This window comes from Thermobifida sp. (genome assembly GCF_017577275.1).
Lineage (GTDB): Bacteria > Actinomycetota > Actinomycetes > Streptosporangiales > Streptosporangiaceae > Thermobifida > Thermobifida fusca.
Genome location: NZ_PITY01000023.1, coordinates 93,086 through 117,136 on the forward strand (window position 1 = coordinate 93,086; position 24,051 = coordinate 117,136).

Consider the following 24,051-nt stretch of genomic DNA (forward strand, 5'->3'; position numbering starts at 1 on the left):
TTCATGCGGGCGGGCCCGCCCTTCCCCAGGGGAGGGCGGGCCCGCTGTCTGAAGCCGAAGAAAGCCTGTTACAGCTTTCCGGAGGCCAGCGCACTCAACAGGTCGTTGTTGAGCTGGGAGATCGTGTCCAACGGGATGCCCTTCGGGCAGACCGCTGCACATTCGCCGATGTTGGTGCAGCCGCCGAAGCCTTCCTCGTCGTGCTGGTTGACCATCTTCACCACGCGGGAGGCCCGCTCGGGCTGTCCCTGCGGGAGCATGCCCAGGTGGGTGATCTTGGCTGCGGTGAACAGCATCGCCGAGGCGTTGGGGCAGGCCGCCACGCAAGCGCCGCAGCCGATGCAGGTGGCGGCGTCGAACGCGCGGTCCGCGTCAGCCTTGGGCACCGGGACGGAGTGCGCGTCCGGGGCCGTGCCGGTGGGCGCGCTGATGTAACCGCCCGCCTGGATGATGCGGTCGAACGCGCTCCGGTCGACCACCAGGTCCTTGATCACCGGGAACGCCTTGGCCCGCCACGGCTCGACCTCGATGACGTCGCCGTCCTTGAAACTGCGCATGTGCAGCTGGCAGGTGGTCGTCACTTCGGGGCCGTGGGCGACACCGTTGATCACCACGCCGCACGCGCCGCAGATGCCTTCCCGGCAGTCGTGGTCGAACGCGATCGGGTCCTCGCCCTGGAGCGTGAGCTTCTCGTTGAGGACGTCGAGCATCTCCAGGAAGGACATGTTCTCGTTGACGTCATCGAGCTCGTAGGTGACCATCCGGCCTTCGTCGTCCCTGCTCTTCTGACGCCACACACGCAGGGTGATTCTCACTTGTAGCTCCGCTGCTTCATCTCGACGTACTCGTATTCCAGGGCTTCCTTGTGCAGCACGGGCGGTTCACCCACGCCGGTGAACTCCCACGCTGCGACATAGGCGAACTCGTCGTCATGACGCAGCGCCTCGCCGTCTTCGGTCTGGCTTTCGGCGCGGAAGTGGCCACCGCAGGACTCGCGGCGGTGCAGCGCGTCGATGCACATCAGTTCCGCCAGTTCCATGAAGTCGGCGACTCGGTGAGCCCGCTCCAGGGTCTGGTTGAGTTCTTCGTTGACGCCGGTGACCTTGACGTCACGCCAGAACTCGTCCCGCAGCTCGCGGATGAGCGTGATCGCCTTGCGCAGCCCTTCCTCCGTGCGCTCCATACCGCAGTAGTCCCACATGATCTTGCCGAGCTCGCGGTGGAAGGAGTCCACGGTGCGGCTGCCGTTGATGGACAGCAGCTTCTCGAGGCGGGCGCGCACGCCCTCGACTGCCTCCTTGACCTCCGGGTGGTTCTCGTCGATCTTCTCGAAGGGTCCGTCGGCCAGGTAGTCGTTGATGGTGTTGGGCAGCACGAAGTAGCCGTCGGCCAGGCCCTGCATGAGCGCGCTGGCGCCCAGCCGGTTGGCGCCGTGATCGGAGAAGTTGGCCTCACCGATCACGAACAGGCCGGGGATGGTGCTCTGCAGGTCGTAGTCGACCCACAGTCCGCCCATGGTGTAGTGCACCGCCGGGTAGATCCGCATGGGGACCTCGTACGGGTTCTCCCCGGTGATGCGCTCGTACATGTCGAACAGGTTGCCGTACTTGGCTTCGACCGCGTCGCGCCCCATCCGCTTGATGGCGTCAGCGAAGTCCAGGTAGACGCCCAGGCCGCCGGGGCCGACCCCGCGTCCTTCGTCGCAGACCCGCTTGGCGGCCCGCGAAGCGATGTCGCGCGGCACCAGGTTGCCGAAGGCCGGGTACATGCGCTCCAGGTAGTAGTCGCGCTCCTCTTCGGGGATGTCCCGCGGGTCGCGCGTGTCACCCTTCTTCTTCGGCACCCAGATCCGGCCGTCGTTGCGGAGCGACTCGCTCATCAGGGTCAGCTTGGACTGGTAGGTGCCGCTGACCGGGATGCACGTCGGGTGGATCTGCGTGAAGCAGGGGTTGGCGAAGAACGCGCCCTTGCGGTGGGCCCGCCAGATCGCCGTGACGTTGCTGCCCATCGCGTTGGTGGACAGGAAGAACACGTTGCCGTAGCCACCGGTGGCGAGGACGACCGCGTCCGCGAAGTGGGTCTCGATCTCACCGGTGACCATGTCGCGCACGATGATGCCGCGCGCCCGGCCGTCGACGACGATGAGGTCCAGCATCTCGTGGCGGGTGTACATCTCCACCGTGCCCGCCGCGACCTGCCGTTCCAGCGCCTGGTAGGCACCGAGCAGCAGCTGCTGCCCCGTCTGGCCGCGGGCGTAGAAGGTGCGGGAGACCTGCACACCGCCGAAGGAGCGGTTGTCGAGCAGACCGCCGTATTCGCGGGCGAAAGGCACGCCCTGGGCCACGCACTGGTCGATGATCTCGACGCTGACCTGGGCCAGCCGGTAGACGTTGGATTCGCGGGCCCGGTAGTCGCCGCCTTTGACGGTGTCGTAGAACAGCCGGTAGATGCTGTCCCCGTCGTTGCGGTAGTTCTTCGCCGCGTTGATGCCGCCCTGCGCGGCAATGCTGTGCGCGCGCCGCGGGCTGTCCTGGTAGCAGAACGACTTGATGTTGTACCCGGCCTCGCCCAGGGTGGCCGCCGCGGAGGCGCCAGCCAGACCGGTACCCACGATGATGATCGAGAGCTTGCGCCGGTTCGCTGGGTTCACCAGTCGTGCGGAGAAGCGGCGCTTGTCCCAGCGCTCCGCGATCGGCCCGTCCGGGGCCTTCTCGTCGCGGATCGGAGCGCCCTCGGTGTAAAGCTCGGTCATCTAGCCCACCAGCCCAAAGAGAACGGAGAACGGGGGAATGAGGAACCCGACCGTGATGGCCACGGCGACGGCAGTCGCAACGGCGTTGATGGCACGCTGACGCCGCGCCTTGTTCTTACCGAGGGTCTGCACTGCGCTCCACAGCCCGTGCCGCAGGTGGAAGCCGACCGCCAGCATCGAGATGAAGTAGGTCAGCACCACCCACCAGATCTGGAAGCCGTTGACGACCCGCTCGTACGGGCTGTCGGAGGCCCCACCCGGAGCAATGTGGTTGGTGGTGAGGTGGAGCAGGTGGTAGAGCACGAAAAGCGCGATGACCACGCCGCCCCAGCGCATGGTGAAGGACGCGTAGGTGCGCTGCACTCCGGTCCGGTTCTTCTTGCTGTGGTAGCGCCGTGATCCCTTGCCTGCGGTCGCCTGCCGCGCCCGGTTCCACAGGGTGAAGGCCGCGTACATGTGGATGAGGACGCTCGCCAGGAGGACGACGCGCATAATCCACAGGAAGCCGTTGGTCGGGAGCATCGGAGCGCCGAGCACTCTCAGGTGGTGGGAGTACTCGTCGAAGGCCTCCTGCCCCCCGAAGATCATCAGGTTGCCGTACATGTGCGCGATCAGGAACAGCACCAGGATCGCACCGGTGATCGCCATCGCGGCCTTGAGCGCCACCGTCGATCTGAATGCTGCCGATCGCTGCTTCGTCAGGGTACTGTTCGCCACGTTGTGAACTTTAGATCTTTCTTAACAGGTTCGTCTAAGTCATCAGAACGCTCGTGACCATAGCTTTAGGCTATGGACTATGCAGCTCCAGCAATTGGCCTACTTCCTCGCAGTGGCCGAAACCCGACATTTCACCCGGGCAGCTGAGCTTTCCCGAGTCGCGCAACCCAGTCTGAGCAAGCAGATCAAGGCCCTCGAAGAAGAACTCGGCGCGCCGCTCTTCGTGCGCGCCCGGGGAAATATCACACTCACTCCGGCGGGAGAAATCCTGCTGCCGCTCGCCCAGCGCATCCTCGCCGACGTGGAGACGGCACGCCGGGAGATCCAGGAACTCGCGGGCATGCGCCGCGGCTGGGTGCGCCTCGGCGCCACCCCGTCCCTGTGCGCTGGGCTGCTCGCCGACGCCCTCGTCCGATTCCACGAACGCTACCCGGGAATCGAACTGCACGTGGAAGAGGGCGGCTCCCGCGACCTCATCCGCGCCCTCGGCGGTGGCGAACTCGACCTCGCCCTGATCATCCTGCCCCTGCACAGCAGCGATCCGGCGTTCGTGACCGTGCCGATCCTGCGGGAGAGTCTGGTCGTCGCCAGCCCGATATCTCAGCCCCCGCCCACCAACGGCGGGGCAATGCGGATCACCGACCTGCGGGACCAGCCACTGGTGATGTTCCGGCGCGGCTACGACGTGCGGGAGACGACACTCAGCGCCTGCCGGGCCGCGGGCTTCGAACCCCGCCTGGCCGTGGAAGGCGGTGAGATGGACGCGGTGCTGCGGTTCGTCGAAGCCGGCCTGGGGCTGGCGGTCGTGCCCAGCATGGTGCTGCGGAACCGTCCCGGACTGCGCGGCACCCCGCTCGCCGAGCCGCGACTACTCCGCACCATCGCGCTCGCCCACCGCAAAGACGTCGCCCTCTCCCGGACCGCGCGGGCCTTCTGGCGGGTGCTCATGTCCTACCTCGGCACCCTCACCAAAGCCGAGCTCGGCGAAGACCTCGAAGTCATCGCCCCAACCGAGAAACTCAAGCGGATCTGAGGCGTGTGCGGTCAGAGCAGCGCACTCTGTCGCGGCGGCTCCCACTCCACCAGGGAGTCCAGGTAGCGCTGCGCCACCTGGTGGGCGGCGAACGCGCCCACCGCTCTGATCCCGGCATCGCGGAACCGGACCAGGGCTGGGGAGGCGGTCCGGGCCATCTCCGCGAACTGCGCGACCCGCTGCACGACCCGGCTGGTCCGTTGGATCCGGTCGTCGGTGTAGGAGGTCAACGCGGTCGGCAGGTAGGCGGCGGAGCCGCTAGCGCGGTGGGCGAGTACGACAGCGTCCTCCATGGCCAGGCAGACGCCCAGGTCCAGGTTGGGCGGGGCGGCGTGGGCGGCGTCCCCGACCAGCGCCACCCGGCCGCTGTGGTAGGCAGGCAGCGGATCGTCGGCCACCCAGGCGTCTGCGCGGACCACTGCCTGGGCGGGGACAGCGCGGACCAGTGCGGGAATGGGGTCGTGCCAGGAGCCGAACAGCCGCAAGAGTTCGGCCCGCTCGTCGGCGGACCGCTGACCCGCGGGTGCGGTGGCCGTGGCATAGCAGTAGGCCCGGCCGTCGGGCAGGGGCAGCACCCCGAAGGACGCGCCGCTGCCCCACGTCTCCCCTGCCGGGACGGCGTGCACCGGGGCGGGGGTGAGGAACCGCCACGTCGTGAAGCCCGCATACGTCGGTTCCGGGTGGCGGGGGAACAGCAGGGCGCGCATCCTGGAGTGGACACCGTCGGCCGCGACAACGAGGTCTGCGGCCAGGTCGCCCGCCGTGGTGCGAACATGGGCCCGCTGGTGGATGTCCCCCACGCGGAGCTCGGTCACCGTCACACCCACGTGGATCGCCCCGGCCGGCAGCCGGGCGGCGAGGAGTCGGAGCAGGGCGGAGCGGCTGACCACAGCGACCGCTGCCCCGTACCTGCGGGTCAACCGCTCCTGTTCCAGGCGCAGCAGGACACGGCCGTCGGCGCGGCGCAGTTCCACCGTAGGCGGCCAGGCTGCGGCCGCGTGGAAGGCTTCACCGACGCCGAGGGCGCGCAGTACGCGTAGCCCGTTGGGGAGGATCCCCAGGCCGGTGTCGACGGCTCCTGGAGATGTGGACGGTTCGCAGACGGTGACAGCCCATCCCCTGTCGTGGAGGGCGACCGCGGCGGTGAGCCCGCCGACACCGCCACCGATGATGACCGCGTGAGGCTGCGCCATGGAAGGTCCTTATCGTTCGCCCGACGGACATCGCCGCTCGAGCACCGGAAACCGGGAAGGCGTCGTGTGCCCCTCAGATTACGGTTGGAAACGCGAGAAAACCATGCGGTCAAGGGAATGCGACGTTTGCTGGTTTTCTTCTGTGCCGCACGGGCTGCCGCCTTCCCCGCAGCTAGGGCGTCTGCAGCCGCGCTCAGCGGCGCTTGCGGTAGGCCAGGATGCGGGCCCGCTCCTTCTGGTCGAGGATGACTTTGCGGATGCGGACCGCCTCCGGGGTGACCTCCACGCATTCGTCCTCGCGGCAGAACTCCAACGCCTCCTCCAAGGAGAGCTTGCGCGGCGGGGAGAGGCGTTCGAGCTCCTCGGCGGTGGAGGAGCGCACGTTGCTGACCTTGCGCTCCTTGGTGATGTTGACGTCGATGTCGTCGGCACGGGAGTTCTCGCCGACCACCATGCCCTCGTAGACCTCGGTGCCCGGCTCCACGAAAAGCGTGCCTCGCTCCTGCAGGCCGAACATGGCATAGGCGGTGGCTTTGCCGCTGCGGTCGGCGACCAGCGATCCAGTGGCGCGCGTGCGGAGCTCGCCGAACCACGGCGCATAACCGTCGAAGACGTGGTGGGCGATACCGGTGCCGCGCGTCTCGGTGAGGAACTCGGTGCGGAAGCCGATGAGGCCGCGCGACGGCACCGTCCAGTCCATGCGGACCCATCCGGTGCCATGGTTGGTCATGGTCTCCATGCGGCCCTTGCGGATGTTGAGGAGCTGGGTGACGGCGCCCAGGTACTCCTCGGGGATGTCCACGGTGAGGCGCTCCACAGGCTCGTGGACCTGGCCGTCGATGACCTTGGTGACGACCTGCGGTTTGCCCACGGTCAGCTCGTAGCCTTCACGGCGCATCTGCTCGACGAGGATGGCCAGCGCCAGCTCCCCGCGCCCCTGCACCTCCCACGTGTCAGGCCGGTCGGTGGGCAGGACGCGCAGGCTGACGTTGCCGACGAGTTCCCGGTCGAGACGTTCTTTGACGAGGCGGGCGGTGACCTTCGCGCCTTTGACCCGGCCCACGAGCGGCGACGTGTTCGTGCCGATCGTCATGGAGATCGCTGGCTCGTCCACGGTGATCGGCGGCAGCGGCCGGGGATCCGCCGGGTCGGCCAGGGTCTCCCCGATCATGATGTCGGGGATACCGGCGATCGCAATGATGTCGCCAGGCCCGGCTTTCTCCGCGGGCTTGCGGTCCAACGCCTCGGTCAGGAACAGTTCGGTGACTTTGACGTGCTCGATGCTGCCGTCGGTGCGGATCCAGGCGACCTGCTGGCCTTTGCGGATCTCTCCCTGGTGGACGCGGCACAGGGCGAGCCGGCCCAGGAACGGGGACGCGTCCAGGTTCGTGACGTGGGCTTGGAGGGGTGCGCCCGGGGTGTAGGCGGGGGCGGGAATCGTGTCGAGGATGGTGGTGAACAGCGGTTCCAGAGTGTCGCTGTCGGGGAGGCTGCCGTCGGCGGGGCGGGTGAGGGAGGCCCGGCCTTCGCGGGCGCACGCGTAGACGATGGGGAAGTCGATCTGCTCCTCGGTGGCGTCCAGGTCGAGGAAGAGCTCGTAGGTGTCGTCCACCACCTCGGCGATCCGGCTGTCCGGGCGGTCCACCTTGTTGATGACGAGGATCACCGGGAGCTGGGCAGCCAGGGCTTTGCGCAGCACGAACCGCGTCTGCGGGAGAGGCCCTTCGCTGGCGTCGACAAGCAGCAGCACACCGTCCACCATGGACAGCCCGCGCTCCACTTCCCCGCCGAAGTCGGCGTGGCCAGGGGTGTCGACGATGTTGATGACGATGTTCTCGCCGGCGGGCGTGGTGTAGCGGACCGCGGTGTTCTTGGCGAGGATGGTGATGCCCTTCTCGCGTTCCAGATCACCGGAGTCCATGACCCGCTCGTCGACGTCCTGGTTGGCGCGGAACGCCCCGGACTGCCAGAGCATGGCGTCCACGAGGGTGGTTTTGCCGTGGTCGACGTGCGCGACGATGGCGATGTTGCGCAGGTCGGTGCGGCGGGCCGTGTTGTGGACGGTGGTGGCGGTAGGCATGCGAAAGTCTCGATCGTGTTGTGGGAAAACAGAGGGGGCACCGCGACTTCCGCGGCCTCCCGCCATTTTATGCGCCGCTCACCCCCTGCCGTGATGACGGGCTGGTCACACGGGGTGCGCTCTTTGGTCACTTGTCGAGCAGGGAGCTGGAGACGCTGTGCGGCGCCAAAACGTTCCGGACATCGTCGAGGAACGGTGCGTCGGTGGGCAGCCAGTCCACGTCGTCGAGGGTCTCCGGGGTCAGCCAGCGCAGCGCCAGGTGCTCCACGAGGCGGGGTTCGCCGCGAAGGAGTTCTGCGGTCCACAGGCGCAGGACCGCGCGAGGGCTGCCGGGGCGTGTAGGAAAGTCGACTTCGCGGGGCAGCCGTTCCAACGGCCGGACGTCGACATCCAGTTCTTCCCGGCACTCGCGGATCAGCGCCTCTTCCTCGCTCTCACCGGGGTCAACCTTGCCGCCGGGGAACTCCCATCCGCCCCGCATGCTCTCGGGTTCTGCACGTTGCGCGGCGAGGACTGCGCCGTCCCGGATGATCGCGGCGCCGACAACGATGAGGACTTCTCCGTCTGCCATGGGCTGACCCTACCGTTGCGGGGCAGTAGCGCGGTCCGCGTCAGCCGGTTCCGGGGTAGCGGACGCGTCGGGTCGGCGCGTGACACGGGCCATGATCGGCTGCTCCACCCAGTAGTAGGTGGCGGCCGCGAGCAGGATGGTGCCCGCGGCCACGGGGACGAGGTCGAGCGGGAAGAAACCGGTGAATGCTTCCTGGTTCGTCACGTCGCGCCACAGGTAGAGCACAACGAACTGCCACAGGAAGATGCCGTAGGAGACCCGGCCCAGGAAGCGCATGGTCCGATGCTCCAGGAAGGTGCGCAACCAGGAGGGTCGGGCAGTCGGCTCTTGGGGAAGCAGCGCGAGCGGGGCGATCAGAAAGAACGCGAAAACCATGGTGACCAGGAGTTCGGCCACCCCCGCCCAGAAGTCCTCCGCTCCGCGGAACCGGTCGCCAGTCAGCGGAGTGCATCCCAGCAGGTAGGCGGCTGCGGCAACACTCCAGCACAGTCCAGGAGAGGCTGCGAGCGTCTGGCAGAACCGGCGTACCGGTCCGGCCGCGTCACGCTCCCACCACGCCCACCGGGCCAGGACCGCAAGCGCCATACCGACAGCGAACAAGCCGAGGGCACGTGGGGGCCAGGCGTGCAGGTGGAGGCGCGGTTCCGGGAAGAACTGGATGACGAGCGCGGCCAGGCTGAGCACGGGAAGCACGGCAACCCCGGTGAGCAGGATCCGAGCCCGCCCTTCCGGATCGCTTCCGCGTGCGGCCAACATCGCCAGTCCCACGGCCAGCAGGGGAAGCAGCACGTAGAAAGCGACTTCGACGCACAGGCTCCACATCTGGCCTAGCCCGCGCGGCCCAGTGCCGGTCCACCACGGAGCAGGGTCGTAGATGAACGTCAAGGTCAGGATTTCCAGCCAGGCACGCGGTGTCCCTAAGTGTTCGCGTGACCACAGCAGGAGGGCCACCACAGCGACCAGCCAGTAGGCGGGAAGGATCCGCGCTGCCCGCCGCCGCAGGTAGCTGCGGACTGACGGGCCGGGTTCGCCGTCGATCGCCGCGTTGGCCCAGGGCCGGTAGAGCAGCAGCCCGGAAAGCGCGAAGAACAGCGGCACCGCCATATCGCCTCCGGCGAGGAGTGCGCCGCCTACCCCTGGGGCGAGCGCATCCCCCGTCTCCATAGCGACGTGGAAGAGCAACACCAGAAGCGCCGCGAGCGCCCGCATGCCTTCAAGAGCGGGCTGGTGCCCGCTGACCTGAGGAAGTGCTGTGTTGGCCGAACGGGAGAGGGCTGTGGTCACGTTTCTCTCCCAACCAGAAACAGAATCGGATTACAAAAATTCGGTCACATAGGGGTGACTCATATCACTAAGAGTCCATACGATACCCAAAACTTCATCAAACCCTCCCCAAACCCCCAGGCCCCGTCAGGAGGAGCCATGCGTCGTACCGTGGCCACCGTGGGCGTCGCCTTCGGGGTCTTCTGCCTTGTGCTTGCCCCCCTGCTGCGCTATTGGGTGGCCAGCGCATTCATGAAGACTCCGTTGGACTATTACGCGCAGACGGTCAACCGCAGCGAAGACGCGACCTACTTCAACGTCGAAGAGATGAAGGTGATCGAGGGGGCGACCGTCGAAGCGCACACCACCCTCAAGGCGGACGTGCGCGCCAGCGACGACGACATCGTCGTCTGGGACGAGTTCCGCTGGGTGAAAGACGTCGACCGCGACTTCGCCTTCCTCTCCACCACTCGGCACACCGCGCACGACCGGGTCACCGGCGAAGCGGTGGACTGCTGTGGTTCCTCGGTCAACGAGGAATCCGTCCCGCAGAGCGGCCAGGCATTCAAGTGGCCGTTCCTCGTCGAACAGCGCGACTACGAATTCTTCGACTCCACCGTCCGCGAAGCCCTGCCCATCAGGTTCGAAGGAGTCGAAGAGGTAGACGGCCACCCCGGTGTGGAGGCCTACAAGTTCGTCCAAGAGGTCGAACCGACCGTGGTCGAAACCCGCGAGCTGCCCCGCAGCCTGCTCGGCCTCGACGGGGAAGGCGACGTCACCGCCGACATCGTCTACTCCAATACCCGCACCTACTGGGTCGACCCGATCACCGGCTCCCCGCTCGACCTCCGTGAGGAGCAGCGCCGTGTCGCAGTCGTCGACGGTGAGGAACGGCTCGTCATGTTCGACGCCACGATGGACTTCACCGACGAGACCGTTGCTGAACGGGTCGCGGCTGCCGCCGACGGCGACAAGATCATCCTCATCCGCACCACCCTGCCGATCGTGCTGCTCGCAGTGGGCGCCGTGGTCCTCGTGATCGGTCTGGCGCTCTCCCTGTCCCGCACCAGAACCCCTGCCCACGCCCGCGCTTGACGTGCTGTCGACGAGCGGCCCCGCGTTCCGCCCGCACCCGGAACGCGGGACTCCCCCGTTGCGACGTCCCGGGCCACGCGCCGTGGCCTGGGGCGTCCTGCTCGTGGCCCGTCCTCGGCAGTGGATCAAGAACCTCCTCGTCGCAGCGGCACCCGCGCTCGCCGGGGCACTGGACTCTGCGGCAGCCGCGGCCGACACCCTGCTGGCCTTCCTCCTGTTCTGTGCGGCGGCGAGCGGCACCTACCTGCTCAACGACATCGCTGATGCGGAAGCCGACCGGGCCCATGCCCGCAAACGGCACCGTCCCATCGCTTCCGGCCTGGTCCCCGTCCCCCTGGCCGCGGTCCTCGGCGCGCTCCTCATCGGCTCCGCCCCGCTGGTCGCGCTGGCCGCCGCCAAGCCCCGCCTTGCCCTGGTCCTCGTCGGCTACCTTGCGCTGTCGGTGAGCTACACCTACGGGCTGAAACACCTTCCACTCTGCGACATCGCCGCAGTCGCGGGCTGCCACGTGCTGCGCGCCCTCGCCGGAGGGGCCACCACCGGTGTCCCCATCACCGGCTGGTTCCTCGCCGTCGTCTCCCTGGGGGCGCTTCTCGTCGTGGCGGGGAAACGGGAAGCGGAGCTCCGCACCCCCGCTTCCAGACGCACCCGCGCCACCCTCGCGTACTACACGACCGGTTTCCTCACCCGGCTGCGGATCGCGACCGCGAGCGCCATGGTCGCCACCTACTTCCTGTGGGCGTGGACCACTCCCACCGGCCTCGCCCAGGTGCTGACCGTAGCGAGTATCGTTCCCCTGGTCATGGCGGTATTCCGGCTCCACGCGCTCGTGGACCGCGGCATCGGAGAGGAGCCGGAGGAACTGGTGCTGCGTGACCGCCCACTGCAGCTGTGCCTCGCCGCTCTCGGGGCCCTCGTCCTGCTCGGCGTCCACGTGGGCTGAGCCTGATTCGACGGCAGGGAGGACCGGTGCACCGCCACCGCACACCGCTCACCGGCTGGGGACTCCTGCGCCCCACCGTCGCCACCGTGGTGCGCCCCCGCACCACAGACGAACTCGCCGCTGTGCTCCGCTCCGCCGCCCGCGGACGCGGCGCGGTCGCCCGCGGTCTGGGCCGCTCCTACGGTGATGCCGCGCAGAACGCGGACGGCACCGTAGTGGACTGCGCCGACCTCACCCCGGGCTTCCGGGTGGACGCGGCTGCGGGCACGGTCACTGCCTCGGCAGGCACCAGCCTGGACACGTTGCTGCGCCACCTGCTGCCCCGCGGCTTCTTCCTCCCGGTGACCCCCGGCACCCGGCAGGTCACCGTGGGGGGAGCGATCGCCGCCGACGTCCACGGCAAGAACCACCACGTCGACTCGTCGTTCGGCGCACACCTGCGCGCCCTCACCCTCGTCACCCCCGACGGCGCGGTCCGCCGCCTCGGCCCCGACCGGGACCCGGACCTGTTCTGGGCGACCGTCGGCGGCATGGGGTTGACCGGGGTGATCACCGAAGCCACGTTCACCGTGCTTCCCGTGACGACCTCGCGGATGCGAGTGGACACCGACCGCATCCCTGACCTGGAGGCGGCCCTAGCGGCAATGACCGAGCGCGACGACGACTACCGCTACTCGGTGTGCTGGCTGGACCTGCTGGCGCGCGGCCGCTTTCTGGGGCGCGGCGTGCTCACCCGCGCCCACCACGCCCACGTCGCCGACCTGCCTCCCGCGGCCCGCCGCGACCCGTTGCGCTACCGGCCCCGGCAGGGGATCCGGGTGCCGCGCGGCGTGCCCTCCCGCCTACTGACGCCGACCACCGTACGGGCCTTCAACACGGCCTACTATGCGGCAGCGCCGCGCCGCCGCCGGGACGAGCTCCAGGAGGTCACCGCGTTCTTCTACCCGTTGGACGCGCTCCGCGACTGGAACCGGCTGTACGGGTCCCGCGGCCTGGTGCAGTACCAGTTCACCGTGCCGTTCGGGCAGGAGGAGACGCTGCGGCGGATCGTCGAGCACCTGGCGAAGCACCAGGCCCCCTCGTTCCTCGCGGTCCTGAAACGCTTCGGCCCCGGCACTCCCGCTCCGCTGTCCTTCCCCCAGCCCGGGTGGACACTAGCGGTGGACCTGCCCGCCGACCTTCCTGGACTCCTCCCGCTGCTCACCCGCTTCGACGAATGGGTGCTCGCCGCGGGAGGCCGCCTCTACCTGGCCAAGGACAGCCGGGCCGCAGCGGCAACCGTGCACGCCATGTACCCGGAGCTTCCCCGGTGGCACCGGGTGCGGGACCGGGTGGACCCCGAGCGGGTGCTGGTCTCGGACCTGGCCCGCCGTTTAGAACTGTGACAGGAGGACGGAGCGAGATGCGTCGGACAGCACGTGCCGTGGAATCGGTGCTGCTGCTCGGCGGACGCAGCGAGATCGGGCTGGCCATCGTGGAACGGCTGGTCCGCGACGGCGCCCGCCGGATCGTGCTGGCGGCCCGGCCGGGACGGCAGGCGCCGCTGGCGGAGGCGGCCGCCCGCCTCCGAGCTCAGGGCGCTGCCGACGTGCACGTCGTCGACTTCGACGCGGCCACGCCCGCCGACCATGCCGCAACCGTTGCGGAGGCGGTGCGTCTCGTCGGCGACCTCGACGTGGTGGTCGCCGCGTTCGGGGTGCTCGGCGACCAGTCGCGCCTCGTCGGCGACCCCGTGGCGGCAGCCGAGAACGTGACAGTGAACCTGACCGGTCATGTGTCGGCCGGGTTGGCGGTTGCGGCCCGGCTCCGCGAACAGGGCCACGGAACCCTGGTGGTGCTGTCGTCCGTGGCGGGGGTGCGAGTGCGGCGCGCCAACCTCGTCTACGGAGCGGCCAAGGCAGGCCTCGACGGTTTTGCCCACGCGTTGGGCGACCTGCTCGCCGAGAGCGGCGCCCGGGTCTTGGTGGTCCGTCCCGGATATGTGCGCACCCGCATGTCCGCGCACGTGCCTGAAGCGCCGCTGGCCACCACTCCGCAGCAGGTCGCGGACACGGTCGCTGCGGCGCTCCGCCGCGGCACGCGGACCGTGTGGGTTCCCCGCGCCCTCGGCGTGCTGGCGCTGGTCTTCAGGCTGCTGCCCCGTCCCGTGTGGCGCCGGTTGCCTCGTTGACCGCGCTTCCCGGTGCCTGCCCGGGCTGTGCACGGTCCTGCACCCCGCCGGTACGCGGCTGCTCCCCGGTGCTTTCCTGAGCGGGCACTGCCCTATTCAGTTTTCTCTTCCAGGTCTTCCTGCTCCCAGGGGTTGCCTTCCACCGACGGGACGAGTTCGCCGAACGTGACCCAGGTCAGGCAGACCTCATCGGGCACCTTGATCACCAGGGTCTGCCCTTTCCCGGTCAGCGGCACATACCAGGATCCCCCGTAGGGGGCAGCAGGCAGGACCGTGGTCTGGGTGACCGTGTCGAGCCCCACCGTGGTTTCGGCATCCCGGTCGGAGACGTAGCTGAGGCCCAGCACGTGGCCGGGGTGGCCGAAGGTGGAGACCTGGTGAAGTACCTGGCCGTCGAGCGTCTCCACGCATTCCCCGTCGTCAGGCGGGCCGAGGAAGACGCTGTCCGGTGCGGGCTCGGCGACCACGAGGAAACCCGCGTCGTTGAGCACCATGGGCAGGGCCGCGGGCTGGGGGTCGGCGATCCGCTCGGCGTCGTCGCCGGCGAGCGGGCTGAGCAGGAACGAGCTGAACCGGCGATGCCCGTTCCACGGCAGCACGATGTCTTCGGGAACCGGACGGGGGAACACTCCCGCTTCTTCGGGGATCGCGGCCAGGGAAGCGCGCACCGTGTCCAGGTACCAGTGGACCCGGTCCCCCGACAGGGTGTCCGCGTAGGCCGCGGTGGACACGGAAGCCGCAGCGACGAACCCGGCCGTGGCCCCCGCTGCTGTGCCGCGGAGCAGCCGTCTGGGCAGGCGGATCCGCTGCCGAACCGGGCGCTGCGCAGCGGACTCCTCCCAGCGGGGGGCGAGGAACGCCCAGGCCACGCAGAACGCGAACACGAGAGCAGCATCGGCCACGTAGCGGGGGTCGTAGCCGACGAGCTCGTGGTAGCGTCCACGCGCCACCAGCGTGGGGACAAGGTCCACGCACACCAGGTAGCCGACGAGCAGCGCCCAGGCACGCCACGCCCATCGGGGGCGGTGCAGCAGGCTCACCCCCACCATCGCCGCCAGCACCGTCCACGCTGCCGCGACGAGGGCCGGATGCGGTTGGAGCAGGCCGCCTGCCGGGGTGACCGGCCCCCACGAGAACGGACCGCCCACGGCCCCGACGGGGAAGGTCTCCAAGAGGAGCCGCCGCGCCTGTCCGAGCGCCGCCTTCAGCGCCGGCACCCCAGCACCCTCCGCATCAGCGGGACGACTCATGTAGACCACCAGGTAGCCGAGGAACAGGGCGCCCATACCGGTCCAGAACCTGGGGCGGGCGCGCAGGGCGGCTGACGGCGCCCACGTCAACGGTCCGGGGGTGTGGAACGCGACCGCCACGGCGAAGAGCAGCAGCGGCAGCAGCAGGGCTTTGACGGAGAACGCCATACCGCCCACGACCGCGGCCGCGGCCAGCCACGCGTCCCGCTCGCGTCCGTGGCGCAGGTAGCGCACCGTCCACAGCAGGGCGAGCGCTGTCGCCAGCTGGAACGGGATCGCGTTGAGCGCTGCTGACCACCAGGCCAGGACAGGCACGGTGAGGGGCGCGCACACCGCGACGGCCAACGGTGCGAGAATCGCCCAGCGCCATCCCCAGACTTCGCCGAGCAGCCGGAAGGTCGCCGCTGCGGCGGCGCCGTGCAGGGCGAGCATGGTGCCCGCAGCCAGCGTCCAGTTGTAGGGGGACAGGGCAGTCAGCACGGCGACCAGTAGCTTCGCCCCGGGCATGAAGTGGCCTTTGTGCAGGCTGGTCAGGTAGTCGAAGGTCAGCGGGGAGGCTGCCGCGTCGGCCACGAACAGGAAGTCGTCTTCGATGAAGTAGGCGTGCCGCAGAACCCAGGCGCGCAGGCCCAGGGTGAGGGCGATGAGTGCGGCACCGGCGAGCACGACACGGTGGCTCTTCTGCGGGACTTCTCGCTCCGACGGTGCGGTCGCCGGGGAGGTAGTCAGACGGCTGTCGGGGTTGACGCCGCCATCAGCGGAAGTGACAGAATGAGGCACATTGCCCACTATTGCGTAGCTCACCCCGCGGGGTCCATGGTCGTACCCGGAACGCGGAAAAAACGTGAACTGTTGCCGTCCGCCGCACCGTGGCGGCTGTCAGGAGTGTTCGTGAGTCTCGACGAGATCCGGAAGGACTGGACGACGCTGGGGGCCGCCGCTCCCCTGTGGGCGGTCTGCGTCGACCCCGCCAAACGGCACGGCGGATGGGACGATGACGAGTTCCTCGCCTCGGGCCGGGCCGAGATCGACGCCGCGATGGCGCGGCTGGCCGAGCTCGGGATCGCGCACGGCCGGGAGCGGGCACTGGATTTCGGCTGCGGGGCGGGACGCTTGTCCAACGCCCTGGCCGCCTACTTCGACCGGGTAGTGGGGGTGGACATCTCCGCGCCCATGCTGGCGGAGGCCCGCCGACTGGACCGCAGCGGCGGCCGGATCGACTTCCTCCTCAACGACGCCCCCGACCTGAAGATCTTCCCTGACGCCTCCTTCGACCTGGTCTACACCGACCTGGTGCTGCAGCACCTGCCGCCGCCCCTGGCCCGCGGGTACCTCGCGGAGTTCGCCCGGGTGCTGCGGCCTGGCGGGGCCTTAGTGGCGGGGATGCCCGCCACCGAGCGCCGCACCGTGAAAGGGCTGGTGTTCCGGTATGCACCGCACCGCGTGATCCGGTTCATCCAGCGCGTCCTGCTCGGATATCCCGCGCCGATGCGCATGCACACGATGCCGCCGGAGCAGATGCGGGAGCTGCTCGCCTCCCACGGCGTCCGGGTGGTCTCCGCCGAAGAGTACGCGGGCGACGACCACGGCACCCACTGGGTCCACATGCGCTACTACGCCCGCAAGGATCCGGGGGCCGCCCTGTGACCTCTCCCGTCCCCTTCCGCGCCACGGTGGGCCGGTCGGTGCGGCTGTTCGCGGCGTTCCGCAAAGAGCAGACCGACCCGGACTTCTTCTACGGCACTCTGGCCCGGGACACGGTGGCGCAGTTGCAGCAGTACACCGAGTTGGACGGTGCGATCGTCGCCGATGTGGGCGGCGGTCCCGGCTATTTCGCGGACGCGCTCCGCGAGGCGGGGGCGCGCTGCCTGTGTGTGGACGCTGACGCGGGTGAGATGCGGCTGCGGGACGGGGTCCTGCCGAAGAACGCGGTCCTGGGCAGTGCCCTCGACTTGCCGTTGCGCACCGGTTCGGTGGACGTGTGCTTCTCCTCCAACGTGCTGGAGCATGTCCCCGACCCGATCCGCATGGCTGATGAGATGGTGCGGGTCACCCGGCCGGGCGGGATCATCTACCTGTCGTACACGCTGTGGCTCTCCCCGTGGGGCGGGCATGAGACGTCGCCGTGGCACTACTTCGGCGGCCACTACGCGGCCCGCCGGTTCACCCGCCGTCACGGTCGCCGCCCGAAGAACGACTTCGGCTCCACCTTGTTTGCGGTCTCGGCCGCGGAGATGATCCGCTGGGCGCGGCGGACCCCGCACGCCTCGGTGGTGGCGATCCTGCCCCGCTACCTGCCGTGGTGGGCGTATCCGGTGGTGCGGATCCCGGTGCTCCGCGAGTTCCTCACCTGGAACCTGCTGCTGGTGCTGCGTCGCCGCTAGTAGGCCCGCATCAGGAGCGTGTCGGCTGCCGACGTGCCGTGGGAGTGCTGCGTCAGGAGGTAGCCCGGGCTGCGCGCCGGGCCAGCAGCATCCCGGATGCGACGAGCACCGCGCCGCAGACGCCGAGGACGAGCGGCCCCCATTCCTGCACGGCCCGCAGCAGACGCACCTGGGTGTCGGCGAGGTGGCGGGCCCGGCCGACCTGGCTGGGGACCGCTTCGAGGTCCGCGTCGAGCAGCAGCCGCTCGTGGTCGCTGTCGAGGGCGCGGAGTGTTTCACGCCGCTGTTCGGCCAGGTCGATGACTTGGCCGCTGGACGGCTCCACCCAGTAGACGCGGACGGCCTCTACCCAGCGTTCGGCGCGCACCGTGCCTTTGCGGTCCAGGCCGAGTGCTGCGGCGGGCACGTCGCGGACCGATCCGGGGACCCGGGTTGGCGGGATCTCCTGCCGGTAGCGGTGGACAGTGAGCCCGTCCCGGTCCTCGATCCCGTCGAGGCGCATCACGGGTGCCGCGTGCGTCTCCGGGTCGTGGAAGGCGAACGCTGCCTCGGCCGTGCCGGGCGGCCAGAGCCCGGTCCGCGCCCCGCTGCCAGCACCGCTGGTGCCGCAGCAGTCCACGATCCGTCCGCTGGCCCGGTCAACGACGCGCTGGTATTCGAGGAAGCCGATCGCTCCTAGCGGGCCATGGGTGTCGATGGTTGTCGCCACCGCGACCAGGCCCGGTGCGCCCGGCACCGGGGTGCCCCGCGTGCTGACGGTCTGTTTGACCTCCACGTTCTCCCGGGTCTGCCAGTGCGCAGTGTCCAAGTAGGTGGCGTGGGGGTCGAGAAGGGTCCACGTGTAGTGGAATTCGGCGGGCAGCAGGGCGAGCCGGGGGGCGACGACCAGCGGGAGGAGCAGGGCAGCGGTGAGACAGAACGCGCCCAGCATCGTCGTCAGCAGTCCCGCGCCGCGCGGCGGCCTCCGCCGTACGGTGGGCTGCCGCTCCTCCCCGGTCTGGTCGACCGGCTGCGGTTCCGCCGTGTCCTCTGCTCGGGTCACGGTGCTTCCTCCGCGTTGTCGGGCTGTGGGCGGGCCGCGGCGCGGGAGGGGGCATGCTGGGCTGCCGCGGGAGAGGGGCGGCGGCGCGGGGTGGACGGCAGGGCGAGGACGATGCTCACCAGTGCGGGCAGGCACAGCAGTTGCGCGACCCAGCCGCGGAGCGGTTCCGCGAGCACGGCCGTGGCCTCGTGCAGTGGCAGGTGGGCGGCGAGCGCGCTGCCGCTCGCGGCGCAGAGCCCGGCTGCGGCAAGTGAACCGGCGACCACCCAGCTGGGGGAGACCCGCTGTCCGCGCCGCTCCAGGGCGGAGGCGGTGAAGAGTCCGGCCAGGGCGACGGCGCAGCCCGCCCACCCGGAACTCACGATCCCGGCAAGGACAGCGATGACGCCCACGACGGGCAGGGGGAGGCGGGTCGTCCCTGCTGCGGGGAGGGCTGCCCAGCGCTGGGCTGCTGCCGTGCGGGGCAGGAGCAGCAGCATGACGAGGAGTACCGCGACCAGGACAGCGCCGACGGCGAGAGCCGCGTGGTAGAGGGTGTCTGGGGCATAGGAGAGGACGATCTCCCCGGAGGTTCCTGCGGGCAGCAGCCACGCCTGCTTCCACCCGTCGACGCGCACCGGGGTGAGCTCAGTTCCGGTATCGGCGAGCCGTGCCGTCCACCCGTCGTTGAAGTTCTCGGTGACGACGAGGTAGGAGTCGACGTCGGTGTCCACGGTGACCCGGCGTTCGCTGCGGCCCCACGCTTCGACGTCTACGGCCGCGGCGCGGACCGGGGCAGCGTCTTCTTGGGCGGCCTGTTCTGCATCGCGGACGATGACCGAGTCCACGCGGTACCGCTCAGTGGGCGGCAGGGTGATCCGGTTGGCTCCTGCGGTGAGGGGCACGGTGGTGCAGCTCGTGAACTCGACGGGCCGTCCGGCCAGCTGGTCGCGCACGGTTCCGCGGCTGATCCGGGTCTCCACCGGCGTACCGTTGACGGTCACGGTCGGTCCTTGACCGCATCCGGTGGTGGCGTCCGTGTCGTCGGGGACCGAGCGGGACGGGGCGACGCCGGGGAGGACGATTTCCGCGATCTCCAGTGGCTGGTCTGCGGGCGGGTCGAAGACGATCCGCAGCTCTTTGGCACGCAGTTTCGCGAACGTGAAGTGCCCGTAGGCGTCGAGGAGTCCTTCACGGACGGTGGTGCCGGTGTCCAGTACCACGCCGATGGGCCGGGTGACGGTGTCGCCGCGGGGGAACTCCACGGTCAGCTCGGAGAGGGTCACAGTCGTGCCGAAGTCGATGTGCAGGGAGGGGCGGTTGTCGTCCGGGGAGGGGTACCAGACAGTGGCGTCGTCGCCGTCGAACGCGTTCCGGCCCAGCGCGGCAGGGTGGTCAACCGAGGTGGACGACGCGGTGACTTTCGGGTAGCCGCCCGCGCGGTTGGCGTTCTTCTCAATCCGTTCCAGGTCGACCACGGTGACCTGCCCGGTGATGACGTGGTCTTTGGCCGCGGCCTCAGCGGAAAGCGTGACACTCCGGTCGAGGCGGTAGGCGTCCTCGCCCTGGATTTCCAGGCTGGGATGGCAAGTCCACACCCGTGACCCGTGGAAGCAGCCGGGGGCGGCGCCCGCTGCCCCCGTGAACAGCAGGGTGTCGGCGTCGACGACGCCGGGCACGGTGAGAATGCGGTCGGCGCGGAGCCCGGGGATGGCGAGCGAGACAATGCCGACCCGGGTGCCGGCCCGGTATCCAGGCTCCCAGGCGAGCTCGTCGACGCGGATCCGCATCCTGCTGGTCTTCCCTTCGGGGACTACGAGTTCCTGGGTGAGGTGGAAAGGGTCGATGTCGGTTTGGGCGCTGCCGTGGTCGGTGGTGACGGTGACCGTGGCGGGGGGCGGGGTGTCCGGGAGCCGTTCGAAGGTGATGGTGGTGCCGGTCACGTCGCGGGGTTCGGTGAACGTCACTTCCAGCCATTCCCCGACCGCACCTTCGATACTGCTGGACCGCCACGAGGTGGCGGAGGACTGGTCGAGTGCCGCGTACGGGGTCCGGCCCGGGTCACGCCGGCTGGGGAAAGCAGAGGCGCGGGATTCGGCGGAGGAGGCGGTGACCGCGGCGATCCCTTCGTAGCGGATGACGGCGGTGTAGGGCTCCCAGGCGGGGTCGACGACGTCGGGAGCGGGCATGTCGCGGTCGAATTCTTCGGTGGCGGTGAGGGCGGCTGAGGTGTTGCGCCGCACATCGGGGTAGACGACTTCGACACGGCGCAGGGTGTCGGAGACGACGGTGTCGGCGGCGGCGATCTGCTCGGCTCCCGGGTCGTCGCCGACGATCACGGGGCGGTCGTCAGTGAGCAGCCCGGTGTCCGCCATGGCCAGCAGGGTTTCGGGCCCGCCGATGACGCGCAGCGCCGTATCGGCGGGGACCGTGCTGGCCAGCGGGGCGGTGTCGGTGACTTCGTAGATGTCGAGCGCCCGGTAGGGCTGGTCGTACCAGTGCGCGGCGGGCAGCGCGTCGAGGCTGCCGATGACAGGGCCAAAGGAGCGCACGTGTTCGATGCCTGGCGAGTCGGCGAGCGCCTGGTGGACTCGGGCGGGCCAGCCGCCGTTGTTCCCTTCGCGCTGCAGGTCGTTGCGGACGAGCAGGTAGCGCACTCCCATGCGGGCGAGGACCTGGGCGAGGCCCGCAGACCCTTGCCCGGTGGAGAGCCGCTGGTCGACGGCGTGGGTGAGCCGGGACACCCCCGCTGAGCCCCAGGGGATGATCTGCTGGTTGGTCCACGGGGTGTCCATGAGCGGCTGCATGGGCTCGTCCATGGGGCGGCCCCAGAGGTATTCGCCGCGCGCCGAACCGGGGACCGCCATGGTCATCCGGCCGCCGCTGTGCGCGTCGAGCCACGCGGTCGCCTCGTACCAGTAGCCGGGGATTTCGGTGAAGGAGCCGCGGGTGGCTCCGCCGACGGTGGCGAACGGGGTCAGCGTGGCGAGGACGGTCAGCGCGCACGCGCCCGCGGCCAGGCGCTGCGGGGCTTCGGGACGCTGGAGCGGGCCGCGGGCGGGGAGGCGGTGGGCGACGGCGACGGGGAGGTGCGCGAGGCCGAGGACGACAGGAAGGCGGATCAGGACGTCGAACTTGTGGATGTTGCGGAACGGGCTGAGTACCCCGTCGAGCAGGTGCTGCACGGTGGGGCCGAACAGGCCGCCCAAGTCTCCGGTGTACCCGGCGGTGATAAGGGTAATCCCGGCGAGCGCGCTCGCGCCGAGGAACAGCCGTTCCGGGTTGTTCCGGTGCACTGCTCCGGCCAGGCCCAGCCCGGCGACCAGGGTGGTGGTGAGCACGAGCCAGGGCTTGGTGGCTATTTCGCTGCCGGCGGGGAGCGCGGAGGGACCGAAGATGTACCCCAGCCAGTGGGAGGCCCCGCGCACCGTGTTGAGGAGCGAGGTGACGCTGGTGGTGGTGGCGGCGTTCTCGGTGAAGGGCATGAACGAGAACACGTAGCCGCCCATGATCAGCAGCGGGACCAGCCACCAGAAGGAGGCGAGGCCGATAGCGGCCAGCCACCAGCCGAGCAGGGTCCACGTGCGCCGCTGGCGGGCGCGGGTAGCCAGGTAGAGCAGGGGGACGGTCAGGACGGCCAGTTCGGAGGCGGCGTTGGTGCCGCCGCACAGCAGGAATGCTGCGGCGGACAGCAGGGCCGCGCGCCGCGGGTCTGCGCCGGGCCGGGTCCCGTGGATGAGGGGCAGCAGCACCCACGGCAGCAGCAGGGTCGGCTGGAGTTCCGCGGAGTTGTACGACAGCAGGGTGAGGACGCGGGGGGACAGCGCGAACGCGACCCCCGCGAGGACCTGGGTCGGCAGCGAGCCGATGCGCAGGGCGCGGGCTACGGCGACGGTGCCGGTGAACGCCGCGCACAGCAGGGCTGCCATCCACAGCCGCTGGACCACCCATTCGGGCATGCCGGCGCTGATGAGCACGGCGTGGAAGGGGCCGTTGGGGAACAGGTAGCCGTAGGCCTGGTTCTGGAGCTGCCCGAAGTACGCCGGGTCCCACAGGTACAGGGCCCGGTACAGGAAGCCCAGCGGGTTGATGGTGAGGTCGAGTTTGGTGTCGCCGACGATCCGTGTGGGGTCGAGACTGAACGCGAGGGCGCTGAGGAGCAGGCACCCGGCGAGCAGGGTGAGCCTGCGGACTATGGTCTCGTCACGGTCAGCGGCGGACGGGGTCAACGGAGCAGACCTCGCCTTTCCGGGGTGCGGTGGAGTTCTGCGGCGAGCAGGTGGGCCATGGCGCAGCCGCTGCGTTCCCAGGTGAATTGCGCGGCCCAGTCTCGGCAGGCTTGGCGGATCTCGGCGGCGCGCACCGGGTCGGCGAGTTCGCGGAGGGCGCGTTCGACCACGTCGGTAAGGGTTTCCCCGTCGCGGACCAGCCAGCCGGTTTCTCCGTGCCGCACCGAGTCGCGGAGCCCGTCCACGTCGTAGGCGACCGTGGGCACGCCGTGCGCGGCGGCTTCGATCACGGTGAGCCCCCAGCCTTCGAATTCTGAGGGGGTGACGTGCAGGGTGGCTCCGGCGAGGACCGCGTTCTTTTCCGCTTCGGGCAGGAAGCCGTGCAAGTGGACGACGTCGTGGAGGCCGTGGTGGTCGATGCGTTCCCGCAGCGGCACGCTTTCGGGGCCGCGTCCCACGATGTGGGCGCGCAGGCCGGGGTAGCGGGACCGGAGTTCGGCGACCGCGTCGACGACGCGGGTGACGCGTTTCTGGACGACGAGGCGGCCGAGGAAGACGATCGCGGGGGAGCCGAGGTCGGTGCGGGGCGGGGTGGGCGGGAGCTGCGCGCGGGCGGGGCCGCCGTTGTGCACGATGGTGATGGGGGCGCGCCACCCGAGTTTGTCGCGCATGGCGCGGCGGGAGGACTCGGAAACGGTCACGGTGGGGCAGGAAGCGTAGACGCGGCTGGCGACCCAGCTTTCGATGAACCGGCCTAGCCGGGCGAGCGGCGGGCTGAAGTAGGCGTTGAACTGCAGGTCGTGGACGTGGTGCACGATGCTGATGACGCGGGTGCGGCGGGGCAGGACGATTCGGGAGAAGAAGGGGATGCCGTTCATGCAGTCGAAGGCCGCGTGGAACCGGCGTCGCCGCACCAAGAGCCACAGCATCACCCGGAGGTAGACGGTCCAGGGGCCGCCCATCCGCCGGATGGCGATGCCGTCGCGGGTCTCGGCGCGGGCTTGACCGCGTTCCCGGCTGGTCACGAATACTACTTCGGCCCCGCAGCGGACGAGGTAGCGGCTGATCTGCCAGGCGTAGGTCTCTGCGCCTCCGGCGACGCTCTGCCACGGGTCGCGCCAGTTGATCATGGCGATGCGGACGCCGTCGAGGCGGGGTGCCGCGTCCAGGCTCTCGTCCGGTACCGAGGAGGTCCGATCGTTGGCTGTTGCCGCGGGTGCGGCCCGGTGAGGGTGGTGGGTGGGGTGGAGACCGGTGGAGGGGGTGTGTTGGGAGACCACGTGCTCTTCTACTTTCCGCGAGCGGTGACCAGGGGAAACCCAGACAGTCGACACGGAAAGCATTTATTTG

Annotated in this window: 18 protein-coding genes; 7 read left to right on the forward strand and 11 right to left on the reverse strand. The window is 69.6% G+C overall.

The genetic code is table 11. The features are described from left to right. Positions 1-68: 68 nt before the first annotated feature. The 3 genes from CW348_RS11520 to CW348_RS11530 are packed head-to-tail and all read right to left on the reverse strand — an operon-like array spanning position 69 to position 3,469. Complete coding sequence (locus CW348_RS11520) at positions 69-815, reverse strand: succinate dehydrogenase/fumarate reductase iron-sulfur subunit (RefSeq protein ID WP_011292874.1); 747 nt, start codon at positions 813-815, stop codon at positions 69-71. Next, positions 812-2,752: a fumarate reductase/succinate dehydrogenase flavoprotein subunit gene (locus CW348_RS11525; RefSeq protein ID WP_011292875.1), complete on the reverse strand. Its 1,941-nt coding sequence runs from the start codon at positions 2,750-2,752 to the stop codon at positions 812-814. The genes CW348_RS11520 and CW348_RS11525 overlap by 4 nt, the downstream gene beginning before the upstream one ends. Then, the gene (locus CW348_RS11530; RefSeq protein ID WP_011292876.1) at positions 2,753-3,469 is read right to left on the reverse strand and encodes a succinate dehydrogenase cytochrome b subunit; all 717 of its coding nucleotides are present in this window, start codon (positions 3,467-3,469) and stop codon (positions 2,753-2,755) included. It abuts the gene before it with no gap. Positions 3,470-3,548: 79 nt separating this feature from the next. Here CW348_RS11530 and CW348_RS11535 point away from each other — a divergent pair, with 79 nt between their 5' ends. Further along, on the forward strand, positions 3,549-4,502 hold the full coding sequence (locus CW348_RS11535; protein ID WP_011292877.1) for a LysR family transcriptional regulator: 954 nt from the start codon (positions 3,549-3,551) through the stop codon (positions 4,500-4,502). Positions 4,503-4,513: 11 nt separating this feature from the next. Here the strand turns inward: CW348_RS11535 and CW348_RS11540 are convergent, their stop codons facing one another. The 4 genes from CW348_RS11540 to CW348_RS11555 all read right to left on the reverse strand — a co-directional run bounded on the left by CW348_RS11540 (position 4,514) and on the right by CW348_RS11555 (position 9,630). Next, positions 4,514-5,695, reverse strand: coding sequence for an FAD-dependent monooxygenase (locus tag CW348_RS11540; RefSeq protein ID WP_104612801.1), 1,182 nt, complete (start codon positions 5,693-5,695; stop codon positions 4,514-4,516). Positions 5,696-5,888: 193 nt separating this feature from the next. Continuing rightward, positions 5,889-7,775 carry a translational GTPase TypA gene (typA, locus tag CW348_RS11545; RefSeq protein ID WP_104612800.1) on the reverse strand — a complete coding sequence of 629 codons (1,887 nt, stop codon included), beginning with the start codon at positions 7,773-7,775 and terminating at the stop codon, positions 5,889-5,891. 127 nt (positions 7,776-7,902) lie between these two features. Continuing rightward, positions 7,903-8,346: a (deoxy)nucleoside triphosphate pyrophosphohydrolase gene (locus CW348_RS11550; RefSeq protein ID WP_016189148.1), complete on the reverse strand. Its 444-nt coding sequence runs from the start codon at positions 8,344-8,346 to the stop codon at positions 7,903-7,905. A gap of 9 nt (positions 8,347-8,355) precedes the next feature. Then, positions 8,356-9,630 (reverse strand): acyltransferase, encoded by a 1,275-nt coding sequence (locus CW348_RS11555; protein ID WP_011292881.1) that lies wholly within the window; start codon positions 9,628-9,630, stop codon positions 8,356-8,358. Positions 9,631-9,768: 138 nt separating this feature from the next. Here CW348_RS11555 and CW348_RS11560 point away from each other — a divergent pair, with 138 nt between their 5' ends. Genes CW348_RS11560 through CW348_RS11575 form a run of 4 tightly spaced genes read left to right on the forward strand, consistent with a single transcriptional unit; the run spans position 9,769 to position 13,817 of the window. Then, a complete protein-coding gene (locus CW348_RS11560) occupies positions 9,769-10,704 on the forward strand; it encodes a DUF3068 domain-containing protein (RefSeq protein WP_011292882.1) in 936 nt (311 codons plus the stop codon). Between the two features lie 58 nt (positions 10,705-10,762). Beyond that, positions 10,763-11,647 carry a decaprenyl-phosphate phosphoribosyltransferase gene (locus CW348_RS11565; protein ID WP_011292883.1) on the forward strand — a complete coding sequence of 295 codons (885 nt, stop codon included), beginning with the start codon at positions 10,763-10,765 and terminating at the stop codon, positions 11,645-11,647. A gap of 26 nt (positions 11,648-11,673) precedes the next feature. Beyond that, positions 11,674-13,032 (forward strand): FAD-binding oxidoreductase, encoded by a 1,359-nt coding sequence (locus CW348_RS11570; protein WP_011292884.1) that lies wholly within the window; start codon positions 11,674-11,676, stop codon positions 13,030-13,032. Between the two features lie 17 nt (positions 13,033-13,049). After that, entirely contained in the window at positions 13,050-13,817 is a 768-nt protein-coding gene (locus tag CW348_RS11575; RefSeq protein WP_038044072.1) for a decaprenylphospho-beta-D-erythro-pentofuranosid-2-ulose 2-reductase, read from the forward strand. 92 nt (positions 13,818-13,909) lie between these two features. On the opposite strand, the gene CW348_RS11580 is transcribed toward CW348_RS11575, so the two are convergent. Further along, positions 13,910-15,847, reverse strand: a complete 1,938-nt coding sequence (locus CW348_RS11580) for a hypothetical protein (protein WP_227480923.1) — start codon at positions 15,845-15,847, stop codon at positions 13,910-13,912. A 111-nt stretch (positions 15,848-15,958) separates the two neighbouring features. Between CW348_RS11580 and CW348_RS11585 the strand changes: the two genes are divergently transcribed. Then, complete coding sequence (locus tag CW348_RS11585) at positions 15,959-16,714, forward strand: class I SAM-dependent methyltransferase (protein WP_107491010.1); 756 nt, start codon at positions 15,959-15,961, stop codon at positions 16,712-16,714. Further along, a complete protein-coding gene (locus CW348_RS11590; protein ID WP_011292888.1) occupies positions 16,711-17,451 on the forward strand; it encodes a class I SAM-dependent methyltransferase in 741 nt (246 codons plus the stop codon). Before CW348_RS11585 ends, CW348_RS11590 begins: the two co-directional genes overlap by 4 nt. A gap of 52 nt (positions 17,452-17,503) precedes the next feature. Here the strand turns inward: CW348_RS11590 and CW348_RS11595 are convergent, their stop codons facing one another. From CW348_RS11595 to CW348_RS11605, 3 genes are read right to left on the reverse strand one after another with little or no spacing between them, the layout of a single operon-like run. Continuing rightward, the gene (locus CW348_RS11595; protein ID WP_104612798.1) at positions 17,504-18,493 is read right to left on the reverse strand and encodes a DUF3068 domain-containing protein; all 990 of its coding nucleotides are present in this window, start codon (positions 18,491-18,493) and stop codon (positions 17,504-17,506) included. Then, on the reverse strand, positions 18,490-22,701 hold the full coding sequence (locus CW348_RS11600; protein ID WP_061783928.1) for an alpha-(1->3)-arabinofuranosyltransferase: 4,212 nt from the start codon (positions 22,699-22,701) through the stop codon (positions 18,490-18,492). Before CW348_RS11600 ends, CW348_RS11595 begins: the two co-directional genes overlap by 4 nt. Then, positions 22,698-23,981 (reverse strand): glycosyltransferase family 4 protein, encoded by a 1,284-nt coding sequence (locus CW348_RS11605; protein ID WP_016189156.1) that lies wholly within the window; start codon positions 23,979-23,981, stop codon positions 22,698-22,700. The genes CW348_RS11600 and CW348_RS11605 overlap by 4 nt, the downstream gene beginning before the upstream one ends. Positions 23,982-24,051 lie beyond the last annotated feature (70 nt).

Excerpts from the sequence above, each read along its gene's own strand:
- CW348_RS11560 (WP_011292882.1), top strand. The coding sequence starts at position 9,769 with ATGCGTCGTACCGTGGCCACCGTGGGCGTCGCCTTCGGGGTCTTCTGC.
- CW348_RS11575 (WP_038044072.1), top strand. The coding sequence starts at position 13,050 with ATGCGTCGGACAGCACGTGCCGTGGAATCGGTGCTGCTGCTCGGCGGA.
- typA (WP_104612800.1), bottom strand. The coding sequence starts at position 7,775 with ATGCCTACCGCCACCACCGTCCACAACACGGCCCGCCGCACCGACCTG.
- CW348_RS11525 (WP_011292875.1), bottom strand. The coding sequence starts at position 2,752 with ATGACCGAGCTTTACACCGAGGGCGCTCCGATCCGCGACGAGAAGGCC.
- CW348_RS11540 (WP_104612801.1), bottom strand. The coding sequence starts at position 5,695 with ATGGCGCAGCCTCACGCGGTCATCATCGGTGGCGGTGTCGGCGGGCTC.
- CW348_RS11550 (WP_016189148.1), bottom strand. The coding sequence starts at position 8,346 with ATGGCAGACGGAGAAGTCCTCATCGTTGTCGGCGCCGCGATCATCCGG.
- CW348_RS11535 (WP_011292877.1), top strand. The coding sequence starts at position 3,549 with ATGCAGCTCCAGCAATTGGCCTACTTCCTCGCAGTGGCCGAAACCCGA.